General features: G+C 60.5%; 22 protein-coding genes. 6 read left to right on the top strand and 16 right to left on the bottom strand.

Translation table 11 applies throughout. The features are described from left to right. Window positions 1-54 precede the first annotated feature (54 nt). Window positions 55-975, top strand: coding sequence for an agmatinase (gene speB / locus HKN06_10865; protein ID NNF61812.1), 921 nt, complete (start codon window positions 55-57; stop codon window positions 973-975). Here the strand turns inward: speB and HKN06_10870 are convergent. Then, window positions 972-1,637 carry a hypothetical protein gene (locus tag HKN06_10870; GenBank protein ID NNF61813.1) on the bottom strand — a complete coding sequence of 222 codons (666 nt, stop codon included), beginning with the start codon at window positions 1,635-1,637 and terminating at the stop codon, window positions 972-974. The two genes, speB and HKN06_10870, sit on opposite strands and share 4 nt — an antisense overlap. Window positions 1,638-1,738: 101 nt before the next feature. Between HKN06_10870 and HKN06_10875 the strand changes: the two genes are divergently transcribed. Continuing rightward, window positions 1,739-2,617, top strand: a complete 879-nt coding sequence (locus tag HKN06_10875) for a class I SAM-dependent methyltransferase (GenBank protein NNF61814.1) — start codon at window positions 1,739-1,741, stop codon at window positions 2,615-2,617. On the opposite strand, the gene HKN06_10880 is transcribed toward HKN06_10875, so the two are convergent. The 5 genes from HKN06_10880 to HKN06_10900 are packed head-to-tail and all read right to left on the bottom strand — an operon-like array spanning window position 2,618 to window position 7,260. Further along, complete coding sequence (locus tag HKN06_10880; GenBank protein NNF61815.1) at window positions 2,618-3,403, bottom strand: hydroxyacylglutathione hydrolase; 786 nt, start codon at window positions 3,401-3,403, stop codon at window positions 2,618-2,620. A 2-nt stretch (window positions 3,404-3,405) separates the two neighbouring features. After that, window positions 3,406-5,229: a translational GTPase TypA gene (gene typA / locus HKN06_10885; GenBank protein ID NNF61816.1), complete on the bottom strand. Its 1,824-nt coding sequence runs from the start codon at window positions 5,227-5,229 to the stop codon at window positions 3,406-3,408. 40 nt (window positions 5,230-5,269) lie between these two features. Beyond that, window positions 5,270-6,013: a HesA/MoeB/ThiF family protein gene (locus HKN06_10890; GenBank protein ID NNF61817.1), complete on the bottom strand. Its 744-nt coding sequence runs from the start codon at window positions 6,011-6,013 to the stop codon at window positions 5,270-5,272. A gap of 19 nt (window positions 6,014-6,032) precedes the next feature. Then, on the bottom strand, window positions 6,033-6,410 hold the full coding sequence (locus HKN06_10895) for a response regulator (protein NNF61818.1): 378 nt from the start codon (window positions 6,408-6,410) through the stop codon (window positions 6,033-6,035). A 4-nt stretch (window positions 6,411-6,414) separates the two neighbouring features. Further along, window positions 6,415-7,260 carry a flagellar biosynthesis protein FlgM gene (locus tag HKN06_10900; GenBank protein ID NNF61819.1) on the bottom strand — a complete coding sequence of 282 codons (846 nt, stop codon included), beginning with the start codon at window positions 7,258-7,260 and terminating at the stop codon, window positions 6,415-6,417. Between the two features lie 210 nt (window positions 7,261-7,470). Between HKN06_10900 and HKN06_10905 the strand changes: the two genes are divergently transcribed. From HKN06_10905 to HKN06_10920, 4 genes are all read left to right on the top strand, one after another. Beyond that, window positions 7,471-8,226: an endonuclease gene (locus HKN06_10905; GenBank protein ID NNF61820.1), complete on the top strand. Its 756-nt coding sequence runs from the start codon at window positions 7,471-7,473 to the stop codon at window positions 8,224-8,226. Window positions 8,227-8,315: 89 nt separating this feature from the next. Beyond that, the gene (locus tag HKN06_10910; GenBank protein ID NNF61821.1) at window positions 8,316-9,599 is read left to right on the top strand and encodes an acetyl-CoA C-acetyltransferase; all 1,284 of its coding nucleotides are present in this window, start codon (window positions 8,316-8,318) and stop codon (window positions 9,597-9,599) included. Between the two features lie 5 nt (window positions 9,600-9,604). Beyond that, a complete protein-coding gene (locus HKN06_10915) occupies window positions 9,605-11,659 on the top strand; it encodes a crotonase (GenBank protein NNF61822.1) in 2,055 nt (684 codons plus the stop codon). A 125-nt stretch (window positions 11,660-11,784) separates the two neighbouring features. Then, entirely contained in the window at window positions 11,785-12,846 is a 1,062-nt protein-coding gene (locus HKN06_10920) for a cyclic nucleotide-binding domain-containing protein (GenBank protein NNF61823.1), read from the top strand. Between the two features lie 75 nt (window positions 12,847-12,921). On the opposite strand, the gene HKN06_10925 is transcribed toward HKN06_10920, so the two are convergent. From HKN06_10925 to fabD, 10 genes are all read right to left on the bottom strand, one after another. Next, window positions 12,922-13,260, bottom strand: coding sequence for a pilus assembly protein PilZ (locus HKN06_10925; GenBank protein NNF61824.1), 339 nt, complete (start codon window positions 13,258-13,260; stop codon window positions 12,922-12,924). Continuing rightward, window positions 13,257-14,258 (bottom strand): DNA polymerase III subunit delta', encoded by a 1,002-nt coding sequence (gene holB / locus HKN06_10930; protein NNF61825.1) that lies wholly within the window; start codon window positions 14,256-14,258, stop codon window positions 13,257-13,259. The genes HKN06_10925 and holB overlap by 4 nt, the downstream gene beginning before the upstream one ends. Window positions 14,259-14,273: 15 nt before the next feature. Beyond that, window positions 14,274-14,903 (bottom strand): dTMP kinase, encoded by a 630-nt coding sequence (locus tag HKN06_10935; protein NNF61826.1) that lies wholly within the window; start codon window positions 14,901-14,903, stop codon window positions 14,274-14,276. Continuing rightward, window positions 14,900-15,910, bottom strand: a complete 1,011-nt coding sequence (mltG, locus tag HKN06_10940) for an endolytic transglycosylase MltG (GenBank protein NNF61827.1) — start codon at window positions 15,908-15,910, stop codon at window positions 14,900-14,902. Before mltG ends, HKN06_10935 begins: the two co-directional genes overlap by 4 nt. Then, window positions 15,898-16,710: an aminodeoxychorismate lyase gene (gene pabC / locus HKN06_10945; GenBank protein ID NNF61828.1), complete on the bottom strand. Its 813-nt coding sequence runs from the start codon at window positions 16,708-16,710 to the stop codon at window positions 15,898-15,900. The genes mltG and pabC overlap by 13 nt, the downstream gene beginning before the upstream one ends. Window positions 16,711-16,721: 11 nt before the next feature. Further along, window positions 16,722-18,029 (bottom strand): aminodeoxychorismate synthase component I, encoded by a 1,308-nt coding sequence (locus HKN06_10950; protein ID NNF61829.1) that lies wholly within the window; start codon window positions 18,027-18,029, stop codon window positions 16,722-16,724. Window positions 18,030-18,070: 41 nt separating this feature from the next. Then, the gene (fabF, locus tag HKN06_10955; protein NNF61830.1) at window positions 18,071-19,303 is read right to left on the bottom strand and encodes a beta-ketoacyl-ACP synthase II; all 1,233 of its coding nucleotides are present in this window, start codon (window positions 19,301-19,303) and stop codon (window positions 18,071-18,073) included. A 55-nt stretch (window positions 19,304-19,358) separates the two neighbouring features. Further along, a complete protein-coding gene (acpP, locus tag HKN06_10960) occupies window positions 19,359-19,598 on the bottom strand; it encodes an acyl carrier protein (protein NNF61831.1) in 240 nt (79 codons plus the stop codon). Window positions 19,599-19,678: 80 nt separating this feature from the next. Then, complete coding sequence (gene fabG, locus HKN06_10965; GenBank protein NNF61832.1) at window positions 19,679-20,419, bottom strand: 3-oxoacyl-ACP reductase FabG; 741 nt, start codon at window positions 20,417-20,419, stop codon at window positions 19,679-19,681. Beyond that, window positions 20,412-21,359 carry an ACP S-malonyltransferase gene (fabD, locus tag HKN06_10970; protein NNF61833.1) on the bottom strand — a complete coding sequence of 316 codons (948 nt, stop codon included), beginning with the start codon at window positions 21,357-21,359 and terminating at the stop codon, window positions 20,412-20,414. Before fabD ends, fabG begins: the two co-directional genes overlap by 8 nt. Window positions 21,360-21,393: the final 34 nt, after the last annotated feature.

Below are 21,393 nucleotides of genomic sequence, written 5' to 3' on the forward strand. Positions count from 1 at the left end.
GCAAACCAGTTGCACAGTCAAAACGGAACCTGAAAATAATACGCGGACAACCCGATGAGCGACGCTGACCTGAGCGGTGCTGGCAGCAGCACCTATGCCAACGTGTTTACCTACATGGGGCTGCCGCTGAGTCGTGACCTTGGCGCTTGCGATGCGGTCGTCATGGGCCTGCCCTATGACCTGGCGACTTCGGCGCGCCCGGGAGCCCGTTTCGGACCAAACGCAATTCGGCAGGCTTCTGCCCAGCTGCGCTGGGAAAAAAGGCGCTGGCCGTGGCAATTTGCTCTGAAAGAGCGATTGCGGGTGATCGACTATGGCGACCTGTCATTTGCCGAAGGTGACAGCGCAGACCTGGTTGAGACTGCTGCTCACCATTCCGCGGCAGTCGTCGCGGCCGGGAAATTCCTGCTGAGTTTCGGCGGCGACCATTTCGTATCCCTGCCGTTGTTGCGTGGGATTACCAAAAAGTGCGGCAAACTTGCTCTGCTGCATTTCGATGCGCATACCGATACCGAGGAAACCGACCTCGAGTACTACCACGGCTCGATGTTTTATCGTGCGTTGCAGGAGGAGCTGCTTGATCCGTCACGCAGCATTCAGCTGGGCATCCGTACTGAATTCGATAGCAACCGGCATGAACTGGAAGTGCTGGATGCACCGTGGGTCAACAGCCGGTCCGCCGATGATGCTGTCGCGCGTATTCGCCAGCGCATCGGTGACGCGCCTGTTTACCTGAGTATTGACATTGACTGTCTCGACCCGGCCTACGCGCCCGGTACCGGCACCCCGGTTGCCGGTGGTATGACCACCGACAAGCTGCTGCAGATTGTACGTGGCCTCGGCGACCTGGATATCGTCGCCGCTGACGTTACGGAAGTTGCGCCGGCCTATGACCCGGCCGAAATAACCGCCCTGGCGGCGGCTACGGTGGCGCTGGAGATCCTCTACCTCAAGGCGGCGCGGGCCGCCGGCTAAGCGCGGACGACGCGATAAAACGGCACATCCAGCTCATCGTGCAGCTGGCGTTCGAAGCCCACCTCTTCGAGGTGCGATAAGGCGTCGTATGCCTGTTGTGTCAGCAGCGTTTCGCCGCCACGGGCGATATCTTCACCCAGCTTGGCCGCCAGGTTCATTTCTATACCCTGCGCCAGGTTTGGACCGATGGCATAGACCTGGCCAAAGCCGATGCCGATGCAGCACTCTGTCGGTACCGGATATTGACCGTTCTTGTTAAACGCGGCGACCCGCTCGTGAATCTCCATTGCCGCGTCAAAAGCCTGGTGAGCATTATCAAATAACGCAACCAGATCGTCAGCGAATGCCCGCACGAGTCCGGCGCCGTTATCTTCGAGGACTGGTATGGCGATTTTCTGGATGTCGAAAATTCGCAGCAGCGTGTCGATCTGGCCCTCGTTGAGCGTGCCGATGGTAAACCCCGTCATATCGAGGTCCAGTATTGCCCGGGTTCGCAGGTATTTCTTGCGAAACTTGTCCTTACTCATCTCGCCGTTTTGCAGCGCAATAAAGTCGACGTAGACCTCTTCCGCCCAGCCTCGCGTGCTGGCCAGCCGGGTCGGGTTACTCGCGAGCTCGGGCTCGCTTGTTACGGGACGAATGTCAGGTAGCCGTTTTTTCATACCGCAAGCCTAGCAGCTGGGCGCGATCGTGCCAGTTACGATTCAAACCAGGCCGCTGCCGCTGTAGACTGCGTCTTTTCGACCAGCCGTTGGGGATGATGATGAACAGAGTCGGCTTACTCGTTAGCGCAGCTTTAGTGTTGAGTGCCTGCAGCGAAACCCCGGTAAAGCCGGAAACTGCCGGACAATCAGCTCCTGCTGCAGTGCAACTGGAGTCGGCGCTGGAGCGCCAGTCCGCCGGGACCCGGGGTCGTTACGATCACCGTCATCCACGCAAGACTCTCGAATTTTTTGGAATCCGCCCGGGCATGACCGTGCTGGAGGCCTTACCGGGCGGCGGCTGGTACAGCAAGATTCTGGTCGACTACCTCGGCCCGGACGGCAATCTGATCGGCGCAGACTACCCAATGGCAATGTGGCCGATGTTCGGTTTTTTCCCCGAAGAATTTATCGAAGAGAAAAAATCCTGGGTGACCGACTGGACCGCGACGGCAAATGCCTGGCGCGGTGATTCCGGGGCGCCGGTTGCGGCTTTTGTTTTTGGTTCCATGCCGGATAAATTCGCCGGCACTGCCGATGTCGTGTTGTTTATCCGTGCGTTGCACAACCTGCATCGTTTCGAAGGCCAGGGCGGATTTTTCACCACGGCCCTGGCCGATGCCCATCGCGCGCTGAAACCGGGCGGTATCCTGGGTGTGGTGCAACACCAGGCGCCTGAAACGATGCCGGATGAACGGGCCGACGGCTCGGCTGGCTACCTCAAAAAGAGCCAGCTTATTCGAAAGATCGAGCAGGCCGGTTTCAATTTCGTTGCGGCCTCGGCAATTAACAACAACCCCAAGGATCAGCCTGGTGCTGACGATGTAGTGTGGCGGCTGCCGCCCTCGCTGGTGACCAGTCGCGAAGATCCGGAGTTGCGCGAGGAAATGCAGGCTATAGGCGAGTCGAATCGCATGACGCTGAAATTCCGCAAGCGCTGACTACCACCGATTGCGTAATTCGCGCAGCGCCAGGAACACGTCGCGCCTTGAGGGCTGTGACGGCAGTTGCCGGTTTGTCTCACGCAGTCGCTCTATGACCTGTGGATTTTCCAGACGAAAGAACACATTGATGTCTTTTTCAGTTGCCAGGTCTGTTACAAGCGCCTCTGCCGGGTCCTGACCGCTAACCTGTTCCAGCAGCTTAGCCGCCACCGCGTTGCCGGGCTCGCGGTCAAGCGCAAAGCCCAGATTATGGGCAATGTAATCGTGACCGGGATAAACCTGTGTCTCCGCGGGTAGCGTTGCCAGCTGCTGCTCGAACGTGCCGAACAACTCATCGGGGTGACCGCCGTTGTGGCAATTACCCGCACCGGCGTTGAACAGCGTATCGCCACTGAACAGTGCTGGCTGCTCCGCGTGCGCCAGCAGGCAAACATGGCTCATCGTGTGACCCGGTGTGTCCAGCACCTGCAGCTCGGCCGAATGACCCACGCGTATTACATCGCCCGCCTTCAAAGCCTGGTCAACATTGGCGATGCGCGCGGCGTGATGCGCCAGCAGCTTCGCGCCGGTCGCTTGCAGCATTGCCCGGTTGCCACCAGTATGATCACCGTGCTCGTGGGTGTTAACTACCCGGGTAATTTCCCAGCCGCGATCCCGTGCCAGAGCCAGGCACTTGCGGTGATCCAGCGGGTCGATGGCCAGGGCTTCGCCGGTTTCATCGCAGGCAATGAGGTAGTTAAAGTTGCGGTACGCGTTCCCGGTCCAGATCTGCTCGACAATCATTGCTATGCACCGGGCTGCTGCCGCGACGCCCGTTTACGCTCGTGTTCGAGCAGGAAGCGTTTGCGCAGGCGCATGCTGGCCGGCGTTACCTCCAGCAGCTCATCGTCATCAATGAACTCCATCGACTGCTCCAGAGTGAAACGTACGGGCGGAGATAGCTGGACGTTTTCGTCACGGCCGGAGGCACGAATATTTGTGAGCTGCTTGGCTTTCAGCGGATTGACCGTCAGGTCATTGTCACGGCTGTTTATCCCGACAATTTGCCCTTCGTATATTTCGTCGCCCGGGGCGACAAACAGGCGCCCGCGTTCCTGCAGGTTTGCCAGTGCATAGGCCAGTGCCTTGCCACGGCCTTTGGAAATCAGCACACCGGCGCTGCGCCTGGCAATGGCGCGCTCGTGCACAGGCCCGTAGTGGTCGAATACATGATGCAGCAGGCCGGTACCGGAGGTAAGCGTGCGAAACTCGGTCTGGAAGCCGATCAGCCCGCGCGCCGGAATGAGGTAATCGAGCCTCACCCTGCCCTGGCCATCCGGGACCAGGTTTTCCAGTTCACCGCCACGCTCACCCAGCGCCTCCATCACCGAGCCCTGGTGTTGTTCTTCGACGTCAACGGTAAGAACCTCATAGGGTTCCTCACGGACACCGTTGTTGTCTCTGACAACTACGCGCGGTCGCGACACGGCCATCTCGTAGCCCTCGCGCCGCATCGTTTCTATCAGAACCGCAAGGTGCAGCTCGCCGCGGCCTGATACCGTGAATTTTTCCGGGTCATCGGTATCCTCGACCCGCAGTGCCACGTTATGCATGGCCTCGCGTGTCAGCCGTTCGCGTATCTGCCGGCTGGTAACAAAGCGCCCTTCGCGCCCGGCAAACGGCGACGTATTGGTTTCAAAAGTCATACTGATGGTGGGCTCGTCCACAGTAAGCGGCGGCAATGCCTGCACTTCCTGCGGGTCGCACAGCGTGTCGGATATCTGCGGATGCTCGATCCCGGCCACCGCGACGATGTCGCCGGCGGATGCCTCCTGCACCTCGACCCGGTCGAGGCCCGAAAAACCGAGTATCTGCGCGATCTTCTCCCGCCGAACCTGTCCGGCCAGGTCGATGACGGATACCGGGTCATTGCGCCGAACGCTGCCACGGGCGATGCGACCAATGCCGATGGCGCCGATATAGCTCGAGTAATCAAGCACGCTGATTTGCAGCTGGAACGGACCATCGGCGTTGACCGGCGGTGGCGGGCATTGTTCGACGATGGTCTGAAAAAGAACTTCCATATCCGGGGTCATCGCGGACGGATCAAGTCCGGAGGTGCCCTGGATTGCCGAGGTATAAACGACCGGAAAATCGAGCTGTTCATCCGTACCACCCAGGCGGTCGAACAGTTCGAAAGTCTGGTCCAGCACCCAGTCCGGGCGGGCGCCATCGCGATCGACCTTGTTGATCACGACGATGGGCCGGAAGCCATGCATGAATGCTTTCTGGGTGACGAAGCGGGTCTGGGGCATTGGTCCGTCGACGGCGTCGACCAGGAGCAGGACCGTATCGACCATCGACAGCACCCGCTCCACCTCGCCACCAAAATCAGCGTGGCCGGGGGTGTCGACTATGTTGATACGGTAATCATTCCAGCGCAGCGCGGTATTTTTCGACAGGATGGTGATACCCCGTTCGCGCTCCAGGTCGTTCGAGTCCATCACCCGTTCCTGTTGCTCACCGCGCGCAGCCAGCGTGCCGGACTGCCGCAGGAGCTGGTCAACCAGCGTCGTCTTGCCATGGTCAACATGGGCGATAATGGCGATATTTCGCAGCTTTTCGATCATAAAATTATATTTAACAGATTGTTAGAAGCGGTTTATAGAATCAATCGAGATTCTGGCAGGCCGGACATGCCGGGTCGGCCGGCAAGCTTACGCTGCGGCCGGTTGCATGCAAAGCATCAATGACAAGTAGTTTCGAATGCACCGCCGCGCCGAAACCGACGATGATCCGCATCGCTTCCAGGGCCATGGCAGCCCCCACGGCGCCGACCAGAGCAGGCACCACCCCCTGGCCACGGCAGTCCTCGAGCTCTTCGCCCGCCTCATCGTAAAGGCAGCGATAGCACGGACTGCGCTGCAGGTCGAAACGAAACACCGCTAGCTGTGCCTCGAATCGAATTGCCGCGCCTGAAACCAGCGGTGTACCCGTCTCCAGACTGGCCTGGTTGACCGCAAAGCGCGTCGCGAAATTGTCACTACAGTCCAGCACTACATCGCAGTCAGCCGCTGCCGCGCGAAGTTGCCCCGCATCAAGCCGCTTTGTAATTGCTTCCACTGTGCAATCCGGATTTGTTTCTGTCAGGCGAGCTGCCGCGACCTTTGCCTTGTTTTTGCCGATATCCGCTGTGGCGTAAAGCGGTTGCCGTGCCAGGTTGGATTCATCGACGCTATCGAAATCATTCAGAACGAGTCGGCCTGTACCCGCAGCCGCCAGGTAGGTGGCCGCCGGCACACCAAGACCGCCGACGCCGACAAGCAACACCCGGGCCTCGCCCAGCCGCTGCTGCCCGTCGCTCCCCCAGCCGGGCAGCGTGATGCTGCGGCTGTACCGCAAACTGGTGTTCATGAATGGAGTTTAAACCAGTCTAGCTGCGGCGCTGCAGATGGCTGTCAACAAGCTGGATCAGCTGTTGAGCGCGGAAGGGTTTTGGCAGGAAGCCGGACACTTTGATCTGCTCCAGCTGCGGCGACAGGTCTTCGGTACTCATCAGCACCACCGGCGCACCTGGCGCACACGCACGCATGGCCTGTGCTGCGCGGATGCCATCGAGTTCGGGCATGTGGTAGTCCATGAGAATCAGGTCAAATTGACCGGGGGCGCGGCGCACCTCGTCCAGGCCAAGCTGGCCGTTGCCCGCCTCCGTCACCCTGACACCACGGGCACTCAGCGTTGCCCGCACCAGAGTTCGGACCGCTGCGTCGTCGTCAACTACCAGTACATTGTCAGGCTGCTGCTGGTCCACAATATTATCCGCTGAACGTGTCACAGGCGTTCACGCTGCCGCTCTCCAGACCGGCGTAAAACCACTGGGCGCGCTGCTCGGAAGAGCCATGCGTGAAGGACTCCGGATGCACCCGGCGTCCGGCCGATTGTTGCAGACGATCGTCACCGACAGATGCCGCGGCGGCCAGCCCCTCTTCAACATCGCCCTCTTCGAGGACCTGCCGGTCGCGATGCGCGTGATGCGCCCACACGCCGGCGTAGCAATCAGCCTGCAGTTCCATCATGACCTGCAACGCATTCTGGTCGCGTTTACTGGACCGCTGTTGCGCCTGGCGAACTTCCGTAGCGGTTCCCACCAGGTTCTGAATGTGATGCCCGACCTCATGCGCAATAACGTAAGCAAAAGCGAAATCACCTGGTGCGCCGAGCCGTTTCAGCTCGTTGAGAAAACTCAGGTCAATGTAAACCTTGTAATCGCCCGGACAGTAGAACGGCCCGGCTGCCGCCTGCCCCAGACCACAGGCATCGGTGCGTGTCGCACCGGAATAAAGCACCAGCTGTGGCGGGCTGTAGCGTGAGCCCGCCCCTTCGAAGATCTTGTTCCACACGTCTTCCGTATCGGCCAGCACCACGGATACAAAATCGGCCGCTTCATCGCTCGCGGCCGTCTGGCGCTGGTCCGGCACCTGGGATGTCGTCCCACCCAGACCGCCAAGTTGCTCCAGTATCGTCGCCGGGTTCTGGCCCAGGAAGACCGCTGCCAACAGCGCGATGACGACTGCCCCACCACCGATGCCGCCGGCACGGCGCATCTGCTGGCCACGGCGGTCATCGATATTCTGACTACGGCGCCCTTTTTTCCAGCGCATTTATACCCCCTCGAAGCGAAGAGAAAGACTACAACGAGCCGGGCCGGCTCCTCACGTCTGCAGCCACAATGAATCAAATTTTCACACTTGCAGCCCTATTTGGGCCACCGGGTATCACCCCTGTACCCCGGGCGCTGCCGGGGGCCTTTGCAGGCGGCCTCCACAGGGCTGGTTGCGCTGGCGGGCGAGGTCTGGTCTAGTCAGCCGTCCATGCGATTGCTGCTATACAACATCCGTTATGCGACCGGGTATGGCCCCGCTTTCCACCTGCCGGTGCCGGGTGCAGGTTATCTCCGGCCAAACCGGAAAAATCTCGAGCGAATCACCCGGTTTATCCAGTCGCAGGATGCCGACGTAGTCGGCCTGATTGAAGTCGATACCGGATCGCTGCGTTCAGGTATCAACCAGGCCGATGCAATAGCGGTAGCCATCGGCCACTATTCAACCTACCAGTGCAAGTATGGCGAAGATTCCCTCGGAAATCGTGTGCCGATACTGCGCAAACAAGGCAACGCCTTCCTCGCCGCGCCGCGCGTCCACGGTGAACGCTTTCATTACTTCGACACGGGCATCAAGCGGCTGATCATTGAACTGGAACTGGAGGACGTCGCAATATTCCTGGTGCACCTGTCACTCAAATACCGCCACCGGCAATACCAGCTGCGTCATCTGCACGACCTGGTCAAAGCGAGCGAGAAACCGGTGGTTGTCGCCGGTGATTTCAATACATTCTGGGGTGAGCACGAAATCTACCTGTTCATGCAGGCGACGGGCTTGTCCAGCGCCAATGAACAGGGGTTGCCCTCCTATCCAAGTCGCCAGCCGCGCAAGGAACTCGATTTCGTGCTCTATGGCGCCGGCATCAATCTGACCGGTTTTCACATCCCGCTGGTGGATTATTCCGACCACCTGCCGCTGGTGGTTGATTTCGAGGTGGAAAAAGACGAGCCGGAGGCGCCAGCATAGGCTTTGCCTCGTGTATCATTTCGCGTTCCCGGGGATTTATGTGAGCGGCGGCCGGCGCGGCCGCGGCGGAGAATAATCGAGTAACTATGATGGAAAGCCCACCAGTATATTTTGTTGACGGCGCCCGTACGCCGTTTCTTAAAGCACGCGGCAAGCCCAATGCTTTCAGCGCCTCGGACCTGGCGACACACACCAGCCGGGCGCTGCTGACGCGACACCTCGACAATGCAGAGGACATTGACGAGGTGGTTCTTGGTTGCGCAATGCCCGGCGTTGACGAGGCCAACATTGGCCGAATCGTGGCGCTGCGATCTGGTTGCGGTCACCGCACGCCGGGTTGGACGGTAATGCGCAACTGTGCATCGGCGATGCAGGCGCTTGACTCGGCTGCCAAGGACATCATCACCGGCCGCGCCCGGCTGGCACTGGCTGGCGGCACGGAGGCCATGAGCCGTGCGCCTATACTGTTCAATGATGACATGGTGGATTGGCTCGCCGACCTGAACGCGGCCCGCACCACCTCGGCCAAGCTGAAAACGGCTACCGCGCTGCGGCCGAAAAATTTCAAACCCGTGATCGGGCTGCTGCATGGTCTGACCGATCCACTGGTCGAACTGAACATGGGCCAGACCTGCGAAATTATTTCCCATCGCTTCGGGATTACCCGTGAACAAATGGACGAGTACTCTGCGCGCAGCCACAATCGACTTGCAGCCGCCTACGATGATGGCCAGATGGATGAAGTCGAGCCATTGTATTCCGCGGCGGGCAAGGTGCTTGGCGAGGACGACGGTTTGCGACGCGACAGCACTGTGGAGAAGCTGGCAAAACTGAAACCGTTTTTTGACCGCAAAGTGGGTCTGGTAACGGCAGCAAACAGTTCGCAGATCACCGACGGTGCAGCGATGATGCTGATGGCTAATGACGCCGGCATTGCCGACTTTGATCTGCCCGTTATGGGTCGCCTGGTCGATGTGCACTGGGCCGCGCTGGATCCGGCGCAAATGGGACTCGGGCCGGTGCATGCGGCGACTCCTATTTTGCAGCGCCACGGACTTGGCCTGAACGATATCGATATCTGGGAAATTAACGAGGCGTTTGCCGGACAGGTGTTGTCGTGCCTGGCGGCATGGCAGGACGAAGACTATTGCCGTAACGAACTGGGCCTTGACGGCGCATTGGGCGAACTCGATATGGATCGTCTCAATGTTGATGGCGGTGCCATCAGTATTGGCCATCCTGTTGGCGCCAGCGGTGCGCGCATCGTGCTGCATGCGTTAAAAGCACTGGAGCGCAGCGGCGGGAAGCGCGCAATTGCTACGTTGTGCATTGGCGGCGGCCAGGGCGGCGCAATGCTGCTCGAGAGGGAATGAACATGATGAACATTGACGAGAATGCAGAAAAACACTGGCGGCTTGAAACCGATGCCGACAATATTGCCTGGCTGTGGTTCGACAAGGCCGGTACCGGCACCAACGTCCTGTCTGGTGAGGTGCTTTACCAGCTCAACGATATTCTCGCGGAACTGGAAAAGAATCCGCCGCGGGCGGTCGCCGTTTGCTCAGCGAAAAAGAGCGGTTTCATCGCCGGGGCCGATATAAAAGAGTTTGTAGTACTCGAGACGCCCGACCAGGCCTACGAGCTGATCCGTCACGGACAACGCGTTATGGACCGTCTTGAAGCCTTGCCGTGTCCAACCATCGCTGCAATCAACGGTTTTGCCCTGGGCGGTGGCCTGGAACTGGCACTCGCCTGCACCTATCGCATCGTAGTCGATGACGATAGCGCGCGGCTTGGCCTGCCTGAGGTGAAACTGGGCATCCATCCCGGCTTTGGCGGTACCGTACGCACGACGCAACTGGTCGACCCGCTGGCTGCGATGGACATGATGCTGACCGGTCGCGGGCTGCGGCCGAGGAAGGCAAAGGCAATAGGCCTGGTGGACCAGGTCGTACCGGCGCGTCATCTGCTGCGTGCCACCCGCATGCTTGCCCTCAACCCGCCGAAACGCAAGGGACGAAACGTCAAGGCAAAGGCACTGAGCTTCGGCCCCAGCCGCGCGCTGCTGGCCAGGCAGATGGAAAAGAAGGTTGCGCAGAAGGCAAAGAAGGAACACTACCCTGCGCCTTACGCGATCATAGACCTGTGGAAGAAACATGCCGATAACCCGGCCGAGATGTACGAAGCTGAGGCACGTTCGATAGCCGAGCTGATGTGCACGTCGACTTCGCGCAACCTCGTGCGCGTATTCAATCTGCAGGACCGTCTCAAGGGGCTGGCCCGCAAAGCCAGGTTCCGCGCCAGCCATGTGCACGTTATCGGCGCCGGCGTAATGGGTGGCGATATCGCAGCATGGTGCGCGATGCGTGGCCTGAATGTCACCCTGCAGGACCGTGAGCCGAAGTACATCGCGCCGGCGATTGGCCGGGCCCACAAGCTGTACAAGAAACGACTGCGCAGGCCGGCAAAGATACAGGCGGCAATGGATCGCCTGATGCCTGATCCCGATGGCGACGGCGTGCGTCATGCCGACGTAGTGATCGAGGCAATTTTTGAGAATGTCGAAGCAAAGCACGAGCTTTATCGCAGCGTCGAGCCGCGCATGAAGCCGGGCGCCATACTGGCAACCAATACCTCCAGTATTCGCCTGGAGACGCTGGGTGCAGGACTGGCCGACCCGGATCGGCTGATCGGGCTGCATTTTTTCAACCCGGTGCCGATGATGCCGCTGGTCGAGGTGATTCACACCGACAGGACGCACGAGCAGGAAGTTAGCAAGGGGCTGGCTTTTGCCCGGCAGATCGACCGGTTGCCGCTGCCGTGCAAGAGCGCGCCGGGTTTTGTCGTCAATCGTGTGCTGATGCCTTACATGATCGAGGCGGTTCGGGTTGCCGAGGAAGGTGTTGCCCTGCCCTTGATCGACAAGGCAGCAACGGATTTCGGCATGCCAATGGGACCGGTCGAGCTGGCCGACACGGTAGGCCTGGATGTTGCTGCGTCTGTGGCCAAGGTTTTCGAAGCGGAATTCGGCATGCCGATGCCGGCTGCGCTCACCAGCAAGGTGGAAGCCGGAGAACTTGGTCGGAAGAGCGGCAAGGGTTTTTACGAGTGGAGCAAGGGCAAGGCGGTCAAACCACAGGCCGATGCCGATGACATGCCGGCTAACCTGCAGGATCGGCTGCTGCTACCCTTGATAAATGAGTCGGTGGCGTGCCTGCGTGAAGGTGTCGTCACTGACGCCGACCTGCTCGATGCCGGTGTAATTTTTGGGACCGGCTTCGCGCCATTCCGCGGCGGGCCGCTGCACTATGCAGCCAGCCGTGGCGAGCAGGAAATCGTCGCCGTACTGCGTGGGCTGGCGGCACAGTATGGTGACCGCTTCGAACCCGACAGCGGCTGGGACAATGCCGGCCAGGAGTCTTCCGCGGCCTGAGGCCAAACCGTGAACTGGGTAGTGACAGAGCCAATCAGCGTTATGGTAGACTGCGCCCTGATTGAGTCCGTAACCATTCTTTTTTCTCGGAAAATCAACGAAGTATGAGCACAACGGCGAAACAGATGTCGAAAAAACAGGTCACGGTGAGTTTGCTGAAATCCTTGTCGCCCCTGGATGGCCTCAAGGCTGAAAACCTCCAGGCGCTGATGAAAAAGACTTCCGTACAGGAGGTCGGCGGCGGCCGCTACCTGTTCAAGGAGGGCGATACCGCAAAACGCACCATCTACGTGCTCAGTGGAGCCGTAGAGCTGCGTACCGATTCCAAGGTGGTGCGGGTTATCGAAGGCGGCAGCGATGAAGCAAAGCACCCGCTGGCCCCCATGCTCCCACGCAAGGTGACGGCCCGGGCACGCAGCAAGGTCGAATACATTTCGATCGACAGCGACCTGCTCGACGTGATGCTGACCTGGGACCAGACCGGTTCTTACGAGGTCAACGAACTGCGTGCGGAAGACACGCCGGATACCGATGACTGGATGACCACCCTTCTCCAGACCAAGGCTTTCCACAAGATTCCACCGGCCAATATCCAGGCCATTTTCATGCGCATGGAGCGCGTGACCTACAAGGCCGGCGACATTGTCATCAAGCAGGGTGACGAAGGTGATTTCTTTTATGCCATCACCGATGGTCGTTGCGCCGTGACACGCGAGACGCCATTGAACAAGGACGGCATCAAGCTTGCCGAGCTGCGTGTTGGCGATACCTTCGGTGAGGAAGCGCTGATTTCCGAGGCGAAGCGAAACGCAACCGTCACCATGCTGACGGACGGCACGCTGATGCGCCTGAAGAAAGACGACTTCAACAAGCTGCTCAATGAGCCGATGCTGCAGTGGGTCGAGTACGACCGCGCGCTGGAAATTATTGAAGGCGGTGGCAAGTGGCTGGATGTGCGGCTGCCCAGTGAATTCGACAATTTCCACCAGGAAGGCGCGGTAAACATACCGCTGTACTTCATTCGGCTGAAGCTGAAAACGCTCGACCCGGACACCCAGTACGTGGTGTGCTGTGACACCGGGCGCCGCAGCTCGGCGGGTGCCTACATACTCAGCGAACGCGGTTTCAGTGTTTACGTGCTGCGTGGCGGCCTGACGATGTCGGGGGCAGCAGAAAAAAGCGACTGACGACTAACGACTCGTACGACAAAAGAAAAGGCCGCCTGTGAGGCGGCCTTTTTGTATCCGTCTGGTTTGCAGCGTTTACATCGTGTGGGTCGGCTTGTCTCCACCGAGCGCGCCCGCCAGGTAGTTTTCGATCTTGCGCTGGGTGTTGCCGTTGTCCTGGTCGCTGAACTGCACGCCGATTCCGGTGGTGCGTTTGCCCTGCGAGCCCTTCGGCGTCATCCAGATGACCCGCCCCGCAACAGGCAGCTTTTCCTTTTCATCCATCAGATTAAGCAGCATGAAAACTTCGTCACCCAGCCGGTAGGTGCTGTTGGTAGGGATGAAAAGACCGCCATTTTTCACGAACGGCATGTACGCCAGGTACAAGGCGCTCTTGTCCTTGATCGTGAGGGTCAGAAGTCCGGGTTTGCTCATAGTGTCTCGGCAGCGCGTCCCAGTTGAGGGCCATCTGACCAGGCAGCCAGCAGCGGCAAAATAGTCAGGGCCTGGTTAATCGCCCGGTCTGCCAGTCCAATGACGCGCTGCAGCTGGTCCAGGTAGCGGTACGATTCTGTCAAACTAAGGTCTGGTATAAGCTTTTGCAAGCTTCTTTGCAGCGTTTTGTGAACCAATTCCGGTGCTTGCCCGGTTAGCTGCCACTGGATCAGCCCATAGACCTGCTGCTGCAGCCAGCGCAGTCGCACCTGCGGGTGATCAGCGGCCCAGTTCTCGGCAATGCTGACCGCGTCAGCCTTCCCTGCCATCAGTTCGTCCAGCTGCCCGGCCAGCGTCGCCCCCATACCGGCTGCATCATGGGCGGCCAGCTCGAGCGCTGCCAGCGGCGCTCCCCAGGCCAGCTGCAGCAACCCCGGCCAGTCCGCATCGCCCTGCTGCTGCAACCATTCCAGTGCCGCGGCCGTCGGCGGGCTCGCAAAGCGCACCGTCTGGCAACGGCTGATGATCGTTGCCGCCAGCGCCGCAGGCTGACTGCTGGACAATATGAGAACGGTCCTCGCCGACGGCTCCTCGAGCGTCTTCAGCAGGCTGTTCTGCGCGCTGGGATTCATTGCGTCAGCCGGGTTGATAATGGCCACCTTGTAGCCGCCAAGCGTGCTGGTCAGCGCCAGCCGGCTGATCAGGTCACGAATCTGTTCAACCCGCACCTGCTTCTTGTCTTCCTCCGGGGCGATCTCGACGAAATCGGGATGATTGCCACTGGCCAGCAGTTGGCAGGGGCGACAGTTGCCACAGGCGAGCGCCAGGCCAGGCGTGTCACACAACAGACCTGCCGCGACGGTGCGTGCGAACAGCCCCTTACCGACGCCGCCCTGACCGCGCAACAGCAGACCATGGGCCAGCCGGTCCGCTGCGGCAGCTTCGACCAGCTGCTGCCAGGCAGGCTCGTGCCAAGGTAATAAGTTATTTGCTATCATGCAGTTATGAACTATTTATAGATCTTGTTCGAGATATGGACCAAGCACCGCAACAATTTCCTCCTGCACCGCAGCCAGGTGGGACGATGCGTCAATCGTGCGGACCCGTACCGGGTGTGATCTTGCCACATGCAGATAGGCGGCGCGGACCCGCTCGAAAAAATCGGTCTGTTCCTGCTCAAACCGGTCGAGGGCCGAGCGCTGCGCCGCCCGCCCCAGGCCGACGGACACAGGCGCGTCCAGCAACAACGTCAGGTCCGGCCACAACTCACCGTGCACCGCTGCGGCAAGCTGGTAGATAAGCTGCTCGTCGATACCGCGGCCACCACCCTGGTAGGCCAGCGTGGCATCGGTAAACCGGTCACACAGCACCCACTTGCCCTGCTCGACTGCCGGCCTGATCTTGTGTTGCACATGCGCGCTGCGTGCGGCAAATACGAGTAACAGCTCGGTTAAAGGCGGAATTTCTGCTGCCGGCTCCAGGACGATCTCGCGGATCTGTTCGGCCAGCGCTGTCCCGCCCGGTTCTCGCGTCATGACAACTTCGTGCCCGTGTTTTTCGAGCAACACGCGGATGAATTCCATGTTCGAGCTTTTGCCGACACCCTCGATGCCTTCGACAGTGATGAATCGGCCGCGCTTCATTGGCGTTTGCGCAGCCGGGCCAGATAACGTTGCACAGCGCGGTTATGTTCCTCGATGCTGGTCGAGAAATAATGACTGCCGTCGCCATTACCGGTTGCGACAAAGTACAACGTGTCGCCCGGCGCCGGATGCAATGCCGCCTCGATGGCCGCTGCACCCGCCATCGCAATCGGTGTCGGTGGCAGGCCATGGCGTGTGTAGGTGTTGTAAGGCGTATCGGTCGTCAGGTCTTTCTTGCGGATGTCGCCGTCGTAGCTGGGGCCAATACCGTAGATTACCGTCGGGTCACTCTGCAGCCGCATGCGTTTTTGCAGGCGCCGGGTGAACACGCCGGCAATCTGCGGCCGCTCGCTGGCGAGCGCCGTTTCCTTCTCGATAATTGAAGCCAGGATCAGCGCCTCATCCGGTTCCTGCAACGGAATATTCTCGTCCCGTGCATCCCACAGTCGCGCCAGTGTTTCCTCCAGCAGCTCATTGGCACGGCGTAACAGCTCAATGTCTGTAGTGCCGCGGGTGTAGTAATAGGTTTCGGGCAGAAAACGTCCTTCGGGATGGACGCCCTCGTGACCCATTGCCTCCATGATTTCGGCATCTGCCATGTCACCGATGGTATGCGTTACCTGCGGTTCCGCAGCAAGCGTTTTACGCAACTCGGCGAATGTCGAGCCTTCGATGATAGTAAATGCATGCTGCACCACCTTGCCGCCCACCAGCAGGGCCAGCAACTGCCGCGGACTGAGGTCAGGTTGCAGCTCATACTCGCCGGCGCGAATACGGGACTCATCGCCGCGGCTGCGGGCGTACCACACAAACCAGCGTGGGCGCTCCAGCCAGCCGCGCTGGTGCAGATCCAGCGCAATCGCGCCAAGCGAACTGCCCGCTGGTACTTCGTATTGCGTGGTGCTGTCCAGCGAAATGCTGCTGTCGAGGTACGACTGGAACAGCTGGTGCCCGCCCCAGGCCGACAGACCTGTCGCTATCACAACAATGATAATCAGCCAGCGCATGACGGTTCCTGCTCTGCCAGGGCGTCTTGCAGCGATTGCGTTACAGGACCGGGCACCAGGCTACGCCCGGCGATCTCGATGACCGGCCGGATCCCGGTAATGCTGCTGGTCAGGAATAGCTCCGCTGCCGCCAAGGTCTCGTCGACCGTGACCGGACGCATGGTCAGCGCGATACCCGCGTCGTGCGCGAGCCCTGAAACGACGTCGCGCATTACGCCTGCCACGCCGCAATCGTCGAGCGCAGGCGTAACCAGGCCACCCTGGTGATCGACCAGGAACAGGTTTGCGCCAGTCGCTTCGATGACATTGCCATTACTGTCCAGCATCAGACCTTCGTCGACTTGCCCGTTCATCCGGACTTCGCGACTGCCCAGCACCTGCTCCAGCCGGTTCAGGTGCTTGATACCGGCCAGACTACCACCGCTTGCCAGACGCGTCCCACACCACATCAGGCGTACTTCAGACGCGAATCGCGGCCAGTCACTGCTGATCAGGATACGACGCGGCCGGGCGCTGTCCGGCGGTGTATAGCCGCGCTCGCCGGAGCCACGCGTAATCACCAGCTTGAGCACACCGTGCCCCAGGTCGGCGGCTGCCCCTTCCAGTTCGGTCGTCAGCAGGTGACGGTCCGGCAAGTGCAGTCCGAGAACTTCCGCACCAGCAGACAGGCGGTGCAGGTGACGCCGCAGGAGTCGCACCTTGCCATCGACCACGGCCATCGTTTCAAACAAACCGTCGCCGAACTGCAGCCCGCGATCGAGTGCATGCACACCGCCGGTCGCCACACCGTCCACGCTGATACGCCGGGTAGTCACAATTCCGCTCCCAGGGCCTGCAGCATGCCGCGCGCCTTGGCCCGTGTTTCTTCCAGCTCGTGTTCGGGTATGGAGTCAGCAACTATCCCGGCTCCGGCCCGAACGCTGATTTCACGCCCGTTCCTGACCAGCGTCCGGATCAGGATGTTCAGGTCACAGTTACCGCTGCGATCCAGGTAGCCAAAAGATCCCGTATACGCCCCACGCGCAGCCTGTTCCAGCTGCGCAATGATTTCCATACAGCGTACCTTTGGACAACCGGTAATGGTGCCGCCCGGAAAAACCGCGCGCATGGCGTGCACAGCAGAGACATCGTCGCGCAACGTACCGGTTACATTGGACACTATATGATGCACGTGGGCATAGGTCTCGAGCGTCATCATTTCATCGACCACAACGCTGCCCGCTGCACAGACACGACCGAGGTCATTGCGTTCCAGGTCGATCAGCATGGTGTGCTCGGCCAGTTCCTTGGCGTTGTCCAGCAATTCATGGCTCAGTTCCTCGTCGTCTTCGGCTGATTGACCACGCGGACGGGTGCCGGCAATCGGGCGGGTGCTTGCGCGACCGTCAAGTACCTGCAGCAGCCGCTCAGGAGACGAACTGATTATCGCGTTGTCGCCCCAACGTACCAGACCGGCAAACGGCCCGGGGTTGCTGGCTCGCAGGCGCCGGTACAGCCCGACGTCAGCAACAGGGCCGAACAGCCTGGCGTGCCAGCCGCGCGACAGATTGGCCTGGAAAACATCACCGGCATAAATGTGCCGCTTGGCCTGCATCACGGCATTGATGAACTGTCCCGGCTCTTCTTCCCTGACTGCCGACAGCATCATCCGGTCGCCATCGGGATCGTGCCGCGGCAGTGAATTGATGTCACTCCCTATCAGCGCCGCATCGGCCGGATCGTCAGCAGTTACGAACATCGTGTCAGTCCGGTGATCGCGTATCACCGCCGCCCCCATGCGAGTGGCAAAGGCAACCGGAAGACCGGAAGGCATGGGCAGTCGCAGGGTTGGCTCGATCTGTTGGGCCAATTCGTAGCCGAGGTATACAAACCAGCCGCTGCAAAACGGCAGCGCACTGACAGGCGCGCACGGCTGCTCGGCACGCAGCCAGCGGTCCAGAGCGTCGAGAAAATCACTCGTATCGCCGGTTGCACCATGCAGCCGCTGTGTGGCATCCAGCCAGATCGATTTCCCGGGAAACGCAAACAGGATATCGAAGCGCCCATGGGGTGTGCCGGCTGCCGCACTGTCGAGAAAATACGGGTAGCGCTCAGGGTTGAGCGCGTGCAGCTGCAGCAGATCGAAGCCGCTGCCGATCTGGTCTATACGTGGTTGCACAGTCAGACGGCGGAAACTACCAGGGTGCCGTTGGTGCCACCGAAGCCGAACGAATTGGAAAGGGCAGCTCGTACCGACGCCTGGCGCGCCTCGTTGGGAACATAGTCCAGATCGCAATCGGGATCGGCGGTTACCTGGTTAATTGTTGGCGGCAGGATACCGTCCCGAATTGCCAGCACCGAAAAAATTGCCTCCACACCGCCTGCTGCGCCGAGCAGGTGCCCGGTCATCGACTTGGTGGAACTGACAGCGAGTCGCTCGGCTGCGCTGCCAAAGACCCTGCGGATGGCCACCGTCTCGGCTTTGTCCCCCAATGGAGTGGAGGTGCCATGCGCGTTGACGTAGTCGACATCGTCCGGGTTGAGGCCGGCATCGCGTAACGCATTTTGCATGCAGGCTGCGGCACCTGATCCGTCCTCGACCGGGGCCGTGATGTGATGCGCATCCGCACTCATGCCGAAACCGAGCACTTCGGCGTAGATATTTGCTCCGCGACCGCGCGCCTGTTCGTACTCTTCCAGCACCAGCACGCCGGCGCCATCTGCCAGCACGAACCCGTCACGCCCCGCATCGAAGGGCCGGCTGGCACCCTGCGGATCATCATTGCGTGACGACAGCGCGCGGGCAGCACAGAAGCCGCCAACGCCCAGCGGCGTGGTCGCCATCTCGGCGCCGCCGGCAATCATGGTATCGGCATCACCCGCTGCGATCAGGCGCGCGGCCAAACCGATATTATGCGTAGCGGTAGTACAGGCTGTAACGCAGGCAATGTTCGGTCCGCGCAGGCCATAGCGCATCGAAACGTGACCTGAAACCATGTTGATTATGCTGCCGGGAATAAAGAACGGCGAGATCTTTCGCGGTCCCTTGGTCATATAGGCGAGGTGGTTTTTTTCGATCGTCTCGATTCCACCGATACCGGCACCCACAGCAACACCGACGCGCCGCGGATCATCCGGTTCCAGGCCGGCATCCTCCCAGGCCTGTTGCGAGGCAGCTATGCCGTAATGAATGAACTCGTCGGTCTGCCGCGCCACTTTCGGGTTCAGATAGTCCGACAAATTAAAGCCGCTCACCTCGCCGGCGAACGTAGTGGCGAACGGTGACGCGTCGAAACGCTCGATCGGACGTATGCCGCTTTTGCCAGCAATAATCTGCTGCCACGCTGTATCGATCGTGCTGCCAACGGGCGACACGATCCCCAGTCCTGTTATTACTACACGGCGTCCGGTCACTGGAGTTCGTCCTGGACTTGTAGCTCCGGCAGTGACGCCGGCGCGTCTGCCGCTATCAGGCGGCCTGGTTCTGCATGATGTAGTCGATGGCCTGCTTTACGGTCGTGATCTTCTCGGCCTCTTCGTCCGGAATCTCACACTCGAATTCCTCTTCCAGTGCCATCACGAGTTCGACCGTGTCGAGGGAATCAGCGCCAAGGTCGTCGACGAACGACGCTTCCGTCGTTACGGTCTCTTCCTTTACGCCTAATTGCTCGGCAACGATTTTCTTGACTTGTTCGTCGACACTACTCATCTCTCATCAGTCCTCTGCATACCCCGGGCGGGGCGGTAAACCGGCGGTATTGTATGTGAATGCACTGCACCATTCTACTGTTAGGCCATATACATTCCACCATTTATGTTCAGGGTTTCGCCGGTGATGTAGCCGCCGGCGCCGGAAGCCAGAAAGACCACGGCCCGGGCGATGTCCTGCGGCTGGCCCAGCCGGCCCAGCGGGATCTGCCCGGCCAGCGCTGCGCGCTGCTCCTCCGACATCGCGCGCGTCATATCGGTCTCGATAAAACCCGGTGCGATTGTATTGACCGTAATATTGCGCGAACCGACCTCGCGCGCCAGCGCCCGGGCGAAGCCCGCCATGCCGGCCTTGGCCGCCGCGTAGTTGCTCTGCCCGGCGTTGCCCATCAACCCGACCACCGAACCAATGTTGATAATGCTGCCCTGGCGTGCCTTCATCATGCCGCGCAGGCAGGCACGTGATGTGCGGTACAGCGCGCTCAGGTTGGTATCGAGCAGTTCATCCCACTCCGCCGGCTTCATACGCAGCAGCAGGTTGTCACGGGTAATGCCCGCGTTGTTCACCAGGATGGTCGGCGCACCCTCTTTTGCGGCGATGTCTTTTACTGCCGCCTGGACAGCATCGTTATCGGTTACATCCAGCGCAATTCCACGGCCGCCCTGCTCTGCCAGCTTTTCACTGATCGCCGCCGCGCCGGCTGCAGACGTTGCGCTGCCGATCACGGTCGCCCCGGAGGCAGCCAGTGCTGCCGCAATTGCCTGGCCGATGCCACGTGAGGCGCCGGTCACCAGTGCCACCCTTTCGTCCAGTTCAGCCATCTTCGTTCTCCACGTTTGCCACGGCAGCGCCCAGTGACTCCCGGTCAAAGACACCCAGGCTGGTCAGCTTGCGGTCGATCCGGCGATTGAGACCGCTCAGGACCTTACCCGGGCCGCACTCGATGATGTGCGTGACCCGGTCGTCTGCTGCCATCTTGCGGATGGTGTCGGCCCAGCGCACCGGGCTGTGCAACTGCTCGACAAGGTTGCTGCGAATCTGTTCCGGCTCGGTATGCTTGTTGAGGCCGACGGTGTACACCGACGGGATCTCCGGCTGTTTCAGCTCGATATTTTCAAGTTTCTCACGCAGGCGTTGCGCCGCCGGGATCATCAGCGAACTGTGAGACGGAACACTGACTGGCAGCCTGATGGCACGTCTTGCGCCGCTGGCACGGGCCGCCTCGATGGCTCGTTCTACTGCGGTGGCGTGGCCTGCGATGACGACCTGGCCGGGTGCATTGAAGTTGACCGCCTCGACCACCTCGGTCGCACTGGCAGCAGCAACACACGCTGCCTCCACCGCAGCATCATCCAGACCGAGCACGGCCGCCATTGCGCCGCTGCCGGCCGGCACCGCTTCCTGCATGGCGCGCCCGCGAAACCGGACGAGCCCCACCGCGGTAGAAAAATCCAGGGCCCCGGAACAAACCAGCGCCGTGTATTCCCCAAGACTGTGACCCGCCATGGCCTGCGGCAGGTTGCCACCCCGTGCACGCCAGGCGCGCCACAGGGCCACTCCGGCAGTCAGCATGGCCGGTTGTGTGCACTCGGTCTGGTCGAGGCGCTCACGCGGACCGTGCTGCGTCACCTCCCACAGGTCGTAGCCCAGAACCTCCGCTGCGGCCGCAAAAGTGTCATCAACCTCGGCGACACCGGCGAAATCAGCCAGCATCCCGAGCGACTGCGAACCCTGGCCGGGAAAAACAAATGCAGTTGTCATCGGTGCAATCCGTAAATCCGCGCAGTGTATAGCC

It is taken from the genome of Gammaproteobacteria bacterium (assembly GCA_013003425.1).
In the GTDB taxonomy this organism is placed as follows: domain Bacteria; phylum Pseudomonadota; class Gammaproteobacteria; order Steroidobacterales; family JABDKV01; genus JABDJB01.

Bases quoted from the DNA above. Each gene is read 5' to 3' on its own strand.
- speB (NNF61812.1), top strand. From the start codon at position 55: ATGAGCGACGCTGACCTGAGCGGTGCTGGCAGCAGCACCTATGCCAAC.
- HKN06_10870 (NNF61813.1), bottom strand. From the start codon at position 1,637: ATGAAAAAACGGCTACCTGACATTCGTCCCGTAACAAGCGAGCCCGAG.
- HKN06_10875 (NNF61814.1), top strand. From the start codon at position 1,739: ATGAACAGAGTCGGCTTACTCGTTAGCGCAGCTTTAGTGTTGAGTGCC.
- HKN06_10880 (NNF61815.1), bottom strand. From the start codon at position 3,403: ATGATTGTCGAGCAGATCTGGACCGGGAACGCGTACCGCAACTTTAAC.
- typA (NNF61816.1), bottom strand. From the start codon at position 5,229: ATGATCGAAAAGCTGCGAAATATCGCCATTATCGCCCATGTTGACCAT.
- HKN06_10890 (NNF61817.1), bottom strand. From the start codon at position 6,013: ATGAACACCAGTTTGCGGTACAGCCGCAGCATCACGCTGCCCGGCTGG.
- HKN06_10900 (NNF61819.1), bottom strand. From the start codon at position 7,260: ATGCGCTGGAAAAAAGGGCGCCGTAGTCAGAATATCGATGACCGCCGT.
- HKN06_10905 (NNF61820.1), top strand. From the start codon at position 7,471: ATGCGATTGCTGCTATACAACATCCGTTATGCGACCGGGTATGGCCCC.
- HKN06_10910 (NNF61821.1), top strand. From the start codon at position 8,316: ATGGAAAGCCCACCAGTATATTTTGTTGACGGCGCCCGTACGCCGTTT.
- HKN06_10915 (NNF61822.1), top strand. From the start codon at position 9,605: ATGAACATTGACGAGAATGCAGAAAAACACTGGCGGCTTGAAACCGAT.
- HKN06_10920 (NNF61823.1), top strand. From the start codon at position 11,785: ATGTCGAAAAAACAGGTCACGGTGAGTTTGCTGAAATCCTTGTCGCCC.
- HKN06_10925 (NNF61824.1), bottom strand. From the start codon at position 13,260: ATGAGCAAACCCGGACTTCTGACCCTCACGATCAAGGACAAGAGCGCC.
- holB (NNF61825.1), bottom strand. From the start codon at position 14,258: ATGATAGCAAATAACTTATTACCTTGGCACGAGCCTGCCTGGCAGCAG.
- HKN06_10935 (NNF61826.1), bottom strand. From the start codon at position 14,903: ATGAAGCGCGGCCGATTCATCACTGTCGAAGGCATCGAGGGTGTCGGC.
- mltG (NNF61827.1), bottom strand. From the start codon at position 15,910: ATGCGCTGGCTGATTATCATTGTTGTGATAGCGACAGGTCTGTCGGCC.
- acpP (NNF61831.1), bottom strand. From the start codon at position 19,598: ATGAGTAGTGTCGACGAACAAGTCAAGAAAATCGTTGCCGAGCAATTA.
- fabG (NNF61832.1), bottom strand. From the start codon at position 20,419: ATGGCTGAACTGGACGAAAGGGTGGCACTGGTGACCGGCGCCTCACGT.
- fabD (NNF61833.1), bottom strand. From the start codon at position 21,359: ATGACAACTGCATTTGTTTTTCCCGGCCAGGGTTCGCAGTCGCTCGGG.